General features: G+C 66.4%; 9 protein-coding genes, 1 tRNA gene and 1 pseudogene. 1 reads left to right on the forward strand and 10 read right to left on the reverse strand.

Going from position 1 to position 9,658, the window contains the following annotated elements; all coding sequences use genetic code 11:
• Positions 1 to 1,062, forward strand: a 1,062-nt coding sequence (locus AB0313_RS16425) for a polysaccharide deacetylase family protein (protein ID WP_366306805.1), incomplete at its 5' end; no start/stop codon positions are given.
• Positions 1,063 to 1,224: 162 nt separating this feature from the next.
• On the opposite strand, the gene AB0313_RS16430 is transcribed toward AB0313_RS16425, so the two are convergent.
• The 10 genes and pseudogenes from AB0313_RS16430 to AB0313_RS16475 all read right to left on the reverse strand — a co-directional run.
• Positions 1,225 to 1,301: transfer RNA gene (locus AB0313_RS16430), tRNA-Pro, on the reverse strand.
• A 136-nt stretch (positions 1,302 to 1,437) separates the two neighbouring features.
• Positions 1,438 to 2,985, reverse strand: coding sequence for a ribosome biogenesis GTPase Der (gene der, locus AB0313_RS16435; RefSeq protein ID WP_141940847.1), 1,548 nt, complete (start codon positions 2,983 to 2,985; stop codon positions 1,438 to 1,440).
• A gap of 17 nt (positions 2,986 to 3,002) precedes the next feature.
• On the reverse strand, positions 3,003 to 3,653 hold the full coding sequence (locus AB0313_RS16440; protein WP_366306812.1) for a lysophospholipid acyltransferase family protein: 651 nt from the start codon (positions 3,651 to 3,653) through the stop codon (positions 3,003 to 3,005).
• A gap of 49 nt (positions 3,654 to 3,702) precedes the next feature.
• Positions 3,703 to 4,416: a (d)CMP kinase gene (cmk, locus tag AB0313_RS16445; RefSeq protein ID WP_141940846.1), complete on the reverse strand. Its 714-nt coding sequence runs from the start codon at positions 4,414 to 4,416 to the stop codon at positions 3,703 to 3,705.
• Positions 4,416 to 5,525 (reverse strand): prephenate dehydrogenase, encoded by a 1,110-nt coding sequence (locus AB0313_RS16450; RefSeq protein ID WP_366306807.1) that lies wholly within the window; start codon positions 5,523 to 5,525, stop codon positions 4,416 to 4,418. Before AB0313_RS16450 ends, cmk begins: the two co-directional genes overlap by 1 nt.
• 3 nt (positions 5,526 to 5,528) lie before the next feature.
• Positions 5,529 to 6,755, reverse strand: coding sequence for a pseudouridine synthase (locus tag AB0313_RS16455; RefSeq protein ID WP_307312608.1), 1,227 nt, complete (start codon positions 6,753 to 6,755; stop codon positions 5,529 to 5,531).
• A 123-nt stretch (positions 6,756 to 6,878) separates the two neighbouring features.
• Positions 6,879 to 7,538 (reverse strand): SMC-Scp complex subunit ScpB, encoded by a 660-nt coding sequence (locus tag AB0313_RS16460; RefSeq protein WP_307312605.1) that lies wholly within the window; start codon positions 7,536 to 7,538, stop codon positions 6,879 to 6,881.
• Positions 7,535 to 8,350 (reverse strand): ScpA family protein, encoded by an 816-nt coding sequence (locus AB0313_RS16465; RefSeq protein ID WP_141940843.1) that lies wholly within the window; start codon positions 8,348 to 8,350, stop codon positions 7,535 to 7,537. Before AB0313_RS16465 ends, AB0313_RS16460 begins: the two co-directional genes overlap by 4 nt.
• Positions 8,351 to 8,359: 9 nt before the next feature.
• Positions 8,360 to 9,259 carry an AAA family ATPase gene (locus tag AB0313_RS16470; RefSeq protein ID WP_307312620.1) on the reverse strand — a complete coding sequence of 300 codons (900 nt, stop codon included), beginning with the start codon at positions 9,257 to 9,259 and terminating at the stop codon, positions 8,360 to 8,362.
• Between the two features lie 231 nt (positions 9,260 to 9,490).
• Positions 9,491 to 9,658 (reverse strand): annotated as a pseudogene (locus AB0313_RS16475) (C4-dicarboxylate transporter DctA); the annotation flags it as partial.

Here is a 9,658-nt window from a genome sequence, read left to right on the forward strand (position 1 = left end):
CCCGGCGCCCCCGGCCGCTACAACGACTTCGCACGCGGCACCATCTACTGGAGCCCCGGCACCGGCGCCCACGAACTGCACGGCGAAATCCGCAGGCGTTATCTGGAGCTCGGCGGGCCGTCAGGCGTGCTCGGATTCCCCCTGACGGACGAGATCGGCACACCCGACGGGGTCGGCCGGTACAACCACTTCAGCGGCACGACCGGCGGCTCGTCGATCTACTGGTCGCCGGCCACGGGCGCCCACGAGGTGCACGGAGCCATCCGCGCCCAGTGGGCGGCCCTCGGTTGGGAGCGCAGCCGTCTCGGCTACCCGATCAGTGGGGTGTACGGCATCACGGGCGGCCTGCGCAGCGACTTCCAGCGCGGTTCGATCCTGTGGCACGAGGCCAGCGGAAGGACCGAGGTCATCTACACCAGCGTCCCGTCGACACTCCTGGGCGTGGACCTCGAGCGCCTTCCGACCACGCAAAAGGTTGTTGCCCTCACGTTCGACGCCGGCGCCAACGACGCCGCCCTCCAATCGATTCTCAGCACCCTGGCAGCCAACGGCGTCCCAGGCACGTTCTTCCTCACCGGAGACTGGGTCAACCATTTCCCGTCCGGTCCGGCACTGATCTACAACGCGGGGCACCGGATCGGCAATCACTCCATGACGCACCCGGACTTCACCACCCTGACCGACGCCCAGATCGCGGCGGAGATCGGCAGCGCGCAGAGGACCATTGAGGCCGCGGGAGGCGATCCGCTCCCGTTCTTCCGTTTCCCGTCCGGCGCCCGCGATTCGCGCACGATCGCGGACGTCAACGCCGCCGGCTACGCGGCGATCCGGTGGACCGTTGACACCCTGGGTTGGCAAGGCACCATGAATGGAACGCGTGGCCCGGGCTTCATCGTCCAGCGCGTCATGGCTTCCGCGCAGCCCGGGGAGATCGTCCTGATGCACCTCGGCTCCAACCCCGATGACGGCTCAACACTGGACGCCGCGGCCCTCCCACAGGTGATCGCCCAGCTCCGGGCGGCAGGCTACGGCTTCGTGACCCTGGACGCCGCCCTCGGCTAGCTGGAACCTGTGATGACGCATTCCGGGCAGGACACCCCCATCCCGACAAATCACCTCAGGATCCCGGGGTGGTTTGTCCGGGGGAAGGTGCACGGGCATGAATGACGGCGAAGCCAAAAAAGCGGAAAGCGCCGGAGAAATTCTCCGGCGCTTTCCGCTCTTTGGTCGGGCTGACAGGATTTGAACCTGCGACCCCTTGACCCCCAGTCAAGTGCGCTACCAAGCTGCGCTACAGCCCGCTGGTTCCGCCGTTCTCCGCTGCATTCGAATCAAGGATTCTCATCAGCAGTCCGGCCGAACCACCTAGAAGAGCTTACACGATCCCAAGGGGTGCCAGTGACACTTTTTGGCGATCAGCCGCAGGGTGTGTCGCAATTAACGCTTCCGGCCCCGCTTCTCACGCACGCGCATGCTGACCTCGATGGGTGTGCCTTCAAAGCCGAAGGTCTCGCGCAGCCGGCGCGTGATGAACCGGCGGTACCCGGGATCCAGGAATCCGGTGGTGAACAGCACGAACTTCGGCGGCCGGCTGGAGGCCTGGGTGCCGAAGAGGATGCGCGGCTGCTTGCCGCCCCGGACCGGGTGTGGGTGCGCGGCCACGAGCTCGCCGAGGAAGGCGTTGAGGCGCCCGGTGGGGATGCGCCGGTCCCAGTTCTCCAGGGCCAGGTCCAGTGCAGGAACCAGGCGGTCCTTGTGCCAGCCGGTCTTTGCCGAGATGTTGACGCGCGGAGCCCAGTCCACGTGGGCCAGGTCCTGTTCGATCTCCCGCTCCAGGTAGCGGCGGCGTTCGTCGTCGAGCAGGTCCCACTTGTTGAAGGCCAGGACCAGGGCCCGCCCGGACTCGATGGCCAGTTGCAGGATGCGGACATCCTGTTCGCTGAGGACCTCGTCCACGGCGAGGAGCACGACGGCGACCTCCGCCTTCTCGAGCGCGGCCTGCGTCCGGAGGGAGGCGTAGTAGTCAGCGCCCTGGGCCATGTGCTGGCGGCGGCGGATGCCGGCGGTGTCCACGAAGCGCCAGGTGCGGCCGCCGAGTTCGATGAATTCGTCGACAGGGTCGCGGGTGGTGCCGGCGGTGTTGTCCACCACGACGCGTTCCGATCCCGCGAGCTTGTTCAGCAGGGAAGACTTGCCGACGTTGGGGCGGCCAATGAGCGCCACGCGGCGCGGGCCGCCGGAGCGCTCCACGCCTTCAATCGTGGAGAACTCCGGCAGGACGTCCATAACGTGGTCGAGGAGGTCCGCAACCCCTCGGCCGTGCAGCGCCGAAACGGGGTAAGGCTCTCCGAATCCGAGGCCCCACAGCGCGGCGCTGTCGGCTTCCTGCGCAAAGTCGTCCACTTTGTTGGCCACCATGATGACCGGCTTCTTGCTGCGGCGGAGCATCTTCATGACGCCTTCGTCCGTGGCCGTGGCGCCAACGGCGGAGTCCACCACGAAGAGCACGGCGTCGGCCAGTTCCACGGCCATCTCTGCCTGTTCTGCAACGCGGGCGTGGATGCCGCGGGCGTCGTGCTCCCACCCGCCGGTGTCCACCAGCGTGAAGTTGCGGCCGTTCCAGTGGGCCGAGTACATGACGCGGTCGCGGGTGACGCCGGGGGTGTCCTCCACCACTGCTTCACGGCGGCCCAGGATGCGGTTCACCAGGGTTGACTTGCCCACGTTGGGGCGCCCGATGATCGCCAGGACCGGGTCGAGCTTGAGGGGGCCCTCGAAGTCCTCGTCGCCGTACTCACCGCTTAGCAGGGCGGCGTCGTCCTCGTCGAGTTCGTAGTCCTCCAGGCCGGCCCGGAGGGAGGCGGCACGCAGCTCCGCTTCGTCGTCGTCAATCGCTGCCAGCCGTTCGGCAACCTGGTCGCTGCCTGTGGGCCGGTACTCGTCGTCGGCGCCGGAATGCCCGGAAGTCTGGGTGGTGTCGCTCATTGCACTGTCCTTAGTGGTCATCTGCCGGCGTCCCCGGCTACTGTCAAGTCTTTGTGGTCAGCGAAAGGCAGGTGCTGCCCGCTGAGTTGGATGGTGTCCTGGACGTGCCCTGCCAGTGCTGCACGGATCTCCTGCGCCGCCCTGTCCATTGAAGCACGCCCGGTTTCGCCGGCCCGGCGGGCCAGCGTGAGGGCTGATCCGAAGCTGACATGGAAGCGCCGGCCCGGCCGCGGGACGAAATCCAGGTGCTCGTGGCCCTGCCGCGTGCCCAGGATGGCGACCGGGACCACCGGAGCCCCGGAGTTCAGTGCCAGCCATGCCACGCCGCCGTTGATGTCCGCTGCTGCCCCGCTCCCCCGCGTTCCTTCAGGGAGGATCCCCACACACCGGCCGGCGTCGAGCACGTCCTTGCAGCGCTGCAGGGCTGCACGGTCGCCCCGGCGGTCCACCGGAAGTTGCCCGGACGCAGCCAGCACCTTCCCCAGGAAGCCTTTGAACATTTCCTGCTTCACCAGGATGTGCATGGGCCGCGGCGCCGCACCGAACATCACTGGCCCGTCGAGGAAGCTGATGTGGTTGGCGGCGAAAATTACAGGTCCGCCGGTGGGGACGTTGCTCTTGCCGGTCACGCTGGTCCGGTAGACCAGGTGGTCAAGGATCCAGCCCACGGGCCTGCTCCACGCCATGGTCAGCCCGGACGGCACCCCGGCCAGGGACTCAGTCACGGTTCAGCACCTTGGTCACGATCACGAGGGCGGCGTCGACGGTCTGCTCGAAGTCCAGGTCCGACGAGTCCAGCGTAACCACGCCATCGGCCGCCTGGGTGAAGTTCACGACGGTTGAATCCCTTGCGTCCCGGTGGGTCACCTGGGCTGCGAGCTGCTCGGCGTTCTGGGTGCCGCCAAGCTGGATCCCGCGGCGGCGGAGGCGGGCTTCCTCGCTGGCAGTCAGGAGCATGCGGACCTCTGCCCCGGGCGCGACGACGGTGGTGATGTCCCTGCCCTCCACCACCATGCGCCGGTGGTGCCTTTCAATCAGTTCCCGCTGCCTGCGGATCAGTTCGGTCCGGGCACCGAGCGTGGTGGCAACGGCACTGACGGCGGACGAGATTGCCGGCTCACGGATGGCTTCCGTGACGTCGACCCCGCCCACCCGGACATATTCCTCCTGGGGGCTGGTGCTCAATTCCAGGACAAAGTCCCGGGAGGCCTGCTCCACGGCCGGAGTGTCATCGAGGTCGATGCCCTCGGAGACGCAGTACCAGGTCAGTGCGCGGTACATGGCGCCGGTGTCCAGGTAGGCCAGCCGCAACCTGCGGGCGACTTCCTTGCTCACGCTGGACTTACCGGAGCCGGAGGGCCCGTCAATGGCAACCACCAGCGGCCGGCCGATGCGCAGCGCACGCATGGTTTCGAGGAGTTCCTGTGTCATTACTGAAGTACCCGCCATCCGCGGTCGTTGAGAGCTTCGATCAGGTGGTCGTGCTTGTTCGGCAACACAGACAATTCCACCATGCCAACGTTCTGCCCGGAGGAATGGTCCAGCCGGAGATCCTCCACGTTCACCCCGATTTCACCGATCTCGGTGAGCAGCTGCGCGATCTGGCCCGGCCTGTCATCCACCAGGACGGTGAGCCAGGAGTACGCCTGAGGTGGACCGCCGTGCTTGCCGGGAATCCTCGCCTGCCCCGCGTTGCCTTCGCTGATGAGCTGGGCCAGATCCAGGCGTGCCCCGGGGGCGCTGGGCTGTTCCAGGGTTCCGATGAGGCGGTTCAGGTCCTCGCGAACCCCGTAAAGGATCTCTACGACCTTCGCTGCATTGCCGCCGAGGATCTGCACCCACAGGGTGGGGTCGCTCGCGGCGATCCTGGTGACATCGCGCAGGCCGTTGCCGGCCAGGGACAGCGCATGCAGCGGTGTCCCCTGCAGGCGGCTGGCCAGCAGGGAGGACATGATCTGCGGCAGGTGGGAAACCAGTGCCACTGCTTCATCGTGTTCGTCCGCGCTGAACTGCGACACGACGGCACCCAGGTCCGTAGCCAGCGATCGTGCCACCTGCAGGGCAGCCCCGGATGTTTCTTCCGAAGGGCACACCACCCACGGCATGGACGTGAACAGCTCACCGCGCGCAGCCACCGGACCGGATTTCTCCCGGCCCGCCATCGGGTGGGTACCCACATAACGGGAGAGGTCTGCGCCGAGGCTGCGAAGCCGGGAAAGGATATCCGCCTTGACGCTGGCAATGTCCACCACGACGGCGCCCGGATAGTCAGACAGCGCCTGGCATACGACGTCGGCCGTTACGTCAGGAGGAGCGGCCACCACTACCAGCTGCGGGCTGCTGCTGCCCAGTTCCGCCAAGGGGCGCCCGGCACCGATGTCCACGGCCACCGCCTGGTTGGTGGGCGACGGGTCCGAGAGGAACACGGGCACGCCGCGTCCGCACAGGCCCAGGCCGATGCTCGTGCCCAGCAGTCCGGTACCGAGGACCACCACGGGGCCGTCCAGATGCCCGCGGCCCTGGCTTTTGAACGCGGACATGCCTCAGAGCCCTACGGATGCCAGCAGATGGCCGACTTCCTGCTTGCCCAGGTTGCGGATGCTGCCCTGGCGCTGGTCTCCGAGCCCGATGGGGCCCACCTTCACGCGCACCAGCCGCTGGACCGGGAAGCCGACGGCGTCAAACATGCGGCGCACGATGCGGTTCTTGCCCGAGTGCAGCACAACCTCGATCAGCACGTGGCCGGGCGTCGAATCCACAAGGCGGAACGAATCCACGGCCGCCATCCCGTCCTCCAGCTCCACGCCCGACTTCAGTTGGGCACCGACACCCTGGGGGAAGGGCCCGCGGACCTGGACCAGGTACGTCTTGGGGACCTCGTAGGAAGGGTGGGTGAGACGGTTGGCCAGTTCGCCGTCGTTGGTCAGCAGCAGCAGCCCTTCCGTGGCGACGTCGAGCCGGCCCACGTGGAAGAGGCGTTCGCCGGTGTTCTTGTTGTTTTTCAGGAAGTCGCTGATGCAGGGCCGGCCTTCGGGGTCCTCCATGGTGGACACCACGCCCTTGGGCTTGTTGAAGACCATGTACACGAGGTTCTCGTCCAGCTGGATCCGCAGGCCGTCAACGTGGATGACGGCGGTCTTGGGATCGATGCGGACGCCGAGTTCTGTGACAACCTGGCCGTCCACTTCGACGCGGCCCTCGGCGATCATCTCCTCGCAGACGCGGCGGGAGGCCACTCCTGCGGACGCCATTACCTTCTGGAGGCGCACGCCGTCCGAATCGTGGAGGTCCGACTGGGGGACGTTGCCCCGGGGGTGCTTCTTCCGGGAGGGCTTGCGGACGGGCCCCAGGTTTTGCCCGAAGCGTTCGCTGCCGAACGCACGGGAGGCTGCTGCCCCGGGCGCTCCGGTGCGCGGCTTGGGCTTGGGGGCACCGGGAGTTCCGGGGGCCTTCTTTGCCCCTGGCTTGCGGGCAGCGGGCTTGCGCGACGACGGCTTGGCGCCCTTGGTGCCTTCGGCACCGCGTCCGGGCTGGTCCCCCGCCAGGTCGGGGTCGATGAAGCGCTCCTCGCGCGGCTTTGGGGCGCGGTGCGGCCGGTCCCCGCCAAAGCCGGCGGCACGTTTGCCGGTCCCGCCACGGGAGCCTCCGCTGAAGCTGCTTCCCTGTGAACCGCGCTGCTGCGAATTGCCGCGCTGCGCTGAATTGCCGCGTTCGTTCCCGCCGCGTCCCGAACCGTTACGTGGTGAACCCTGGCGTCCCGCCTGTGTCATGACCCGTCCTTCAATGTGTTTTGGCCGGCAGAGTGTCCAAGGACAACCCTAGCCAGCCCCGCAGACTTCGTCTGCCCTGATAACTAAAACTGGTAATAGCCGCTGCAGGCCGGGGATCCCCGCCTACATGGTCCCGGCGTCGTAGAACTCGGCGATTCCGTCGAGCCCCGGAAGGTGCGGCGAGAGCTGTGGCAACTCCTCCACCGAACTGATTCCCATCCGTTCAAGGAAGTAGGAGGTGGTCCGGTACAGGATTGCGCCGGACTCCGGATCAGTTCCAGCGTCCTCGATCAGCCCCCGCTGCGCGAGCGTCCGTACGACGGAATCAACATTGACGCCGCGAATTGCGGATACCCTGGCCCGGGAAACGGGCTGGCGGTACGCGATGACAGCCAGTGTTTCCAGCGCCGCCTGGGTAAGCCTGGCAGTCTGCCCCTCCAGCACGTACTTGCCGACGATGTCGGCAAACTCCGCCCGCGAGTAGATCCGCCAGCCACCGGCGATGTTCCGCAATTCAAAACCCCGGGGACTGGAACCGATGCCAGTGTTGCTGGCACTTTCCATCTCCGGGGCCTTACCAGTATAGCCGTTATACTCGCGCTGCAGTTCGGCCAGCAGGGTCCCGACTGCAGCCACCGTCAGGCCAAGGCCTGCGGCCAACTCCTCCTCGCCTGCAGGTTCGTCCAGCACCATGAGTACTGCTTCGAGGGCAGCCTTGGCGCCGCCGGGGAAATCGGCGTAGTCCGGGGCCTCGTCAATGCCGGCGTCCTGCTGGGGGGTCACAGTTGCTCCTCGTATTCTTCGCTCAGGTTCTCCGCTGACCACTCCCGGCCCTGGGCCGTCCAGTGGATGGCGAGCTCCGCCAGAGGCGAGAGTTGGTCGAATGAGACCGCCCTGTCCCGAAACAGTTCCAGGAGGGCCAGGAAGCGCGCCACCACCACCAGGGTGGAGCCGGCGTCCGCAATCAGGGAACGGAAGGTTAGCGGCGACTCCTGCTGCAGCCGCAGGCCCAGCAGCCGGGCCTGCTCCTTCACGCTGACGTTGCTGCCGTGCAGGTGGCCAAGTGCCACCCGAGGTGGCTCCTCCGGCGTCTTCGGCCGAAGCGCTGCCTCAGCCAGCGCGGCGAACTGTTGGGGCGTGTGCTTCCACACCAGTTCGGGGAGCATCGCGGCAAAGTGCTCCTCAAGCGCCACCTGCCGTGGAAAGCGCCGCCCTTCCTGGTGCAGCGTCTCCCCAAGGATGCCTGCCACTTGTTTAAAGGCCTTGTACTGCAGCAGGCGGGCGAAGAGGAGGTCCCGTGCCTCCAGCAGGGCAATGTCCTCATCGTCTTCGACCTCGCCCGCGGGCAGGAGCCGGGCAGCCTTCAGGTCAAGCAGCGTTGCGGCGATCACCAGGAATTCACTGGCCTCGTCCAGTGCCCATTCCTCGCCGAGTTGCTGCAGCTTTCGGATGTACTTGATGAATTCGTCCGTAACCGTGGCAATGGCTACTTCGGTGATGTCCAGCTGATGCTTGGCAATCAGGCCAAGGAGAAGGTCGAAGGGACCCGTGAAGTTGGCCAGCCGCACCTCGAAGCCGGGCTTGGATTCGGCCATGGCGGTGTCTTAGGGTGCGCCGCCGCGGGAAATGAGCTCCTTGGCGAGCCGGCGGTAGGCATCGGCGCCCACGTGGGTTCCGGCGTAGCTGGTGATGGGCTCCGCGGCCACGGTTGCGTCTGCAAACTTGATGGAGCGCTTGATGACGGTTTCGAAGACCTTGTCACCGAATGCTTCCACCAGGCGGGTGATCACTTCACGGCTGTGGAGGGTGCGGGCGTCATACATGGTGGCCAGCACGCCGTCCACCTGGAGCCTCGGGTTCAGCCGGTCCTGGACTTTGTCGATGGTTTCCACCAGGAGGGCCACGGCGCGGAGGGCGAAGAACTCGCAAATGAGCGGGATGATGACGCCGTGGGCTGCCGTGAGGGCGTTGACCGTCAGCAGTCCCAGCGACGGCTGGCAGTCGATGAGGACGACGTCGTAGTCGTCTTCGACTTTCTTCAGCGCACGGTCCAGGACCTGTTCACGTGCAACTTCATTGACCAGCTGGACTTCCGCGGCAGAGAGGTCGATGTTGGCCGGCAGCAGGTCGACGTTCTGGACGCCGGTCTGGTGGATGGCATCGCGGATGTCCACTTTGCGGTCCATGAGGACGTTGTAAACGGTGAGGTCCAGTTCGTGCGGGTTGACGCCCAGGCCGGCGGACAGCGCACCCTGCGGATCGAAGTCCACCAGCAGGACGCGGCGGCCGTATTCGGCCAGCGCCGCCGCAAGGTTGATGGTGGAGGTGGTCTTGCCCACGCCGCCCTTCTGGTTGACCATGGCGATGACGCGCGCCGGACCGTGGGAGGACAGCGGCGCGGGTTCCGGGAATTCCCGGTATGGGCGCCCGGTGGGGCCCATCACCGCGTTTTCCAGGTCGAATTCCGTGCCCTCCAGAGTTGCTGAACCCTGTTCGCTGCTCACGTATCTGTCCACACTTTCGATAACGGTGATTTCCTGCCGCTGACTCACCAGCGCCCTTCGTTCTGCTCCCTAGGTTACAGCGCCCGACACGGTATTCGACGGAACTTGACTTTCTGCGGATGTTGAGCCTTGACCCTCTAGCTGAGGTCGAAGGTTGAGGTGCCTGCAGACGCAAAACCGCCCCTGCAGCACAGCTGCAGGGGCGGTTCCGGGCGGTCCCGAAGCTTGGCGCTAGGCCGTGGCAACCTGGCGGCCGCCTTCTTCTTTTGGTGTCATTTCGCCGTGTCCGGCGATCATGGTCTGTTCGTCGAAGGGCAGTTCGCCGGAGAGGACGCGGGTGACCTGGGCGCCGTCGATTTCCTTGACCCAGGTGCCTACCAGGACGGTGGCGACGGCGTT

This window comes from Pseudarthrobacter sp. NPDC080039 (assembly GCF_040702335.1).
Classification (GTDB): domain Bacteria; phylum Actinomycetota; class Actinomycetes; order Actinomycetales; family Micrococcaceae; genus Arthrobacter; species Arthrobacter enclensis_A.

Excerpts from the sequence above, each read along its gene's own strand:
- der (WP_141940847.1), bottom strand. The coding sequence starts at position 2,985 with ATGAGCGACACCACCCAGACTTCCGGGCATTCCGGCGCCGACGACGAG.
- cmk (WP_141940846.1), bottom strand. The coding sequence starts at position 4,416 with ATGACACAGGAACTCCTCGAAACCATGCGTGCGCTGCGCATCGGCCGG.
- AB0313_RS16450 (WP_366306807.1), bottom strand. The coding sequence starts at position 5,525 with ATGTCCGCGTTCAAAAGCCAGGGCCGCGGGCATCTGGACGGCCCCGTG.
- AB0313_RS16455 (WP_307312608.1), bottom strand. The coding sequence starts at position 6,755 with ATGACACAGGCGGGACGCCAGGGTTCACCACGTAACGGTTCGGGACGC.
- AB0313_RS16465 (WP_141940843.1), bottom strand. The coding sequence starts at position 8,350 with ATGGCCGAATCCAAGCCCGGCTTCGAGGTGCGGCTGGCCAACTTCACG.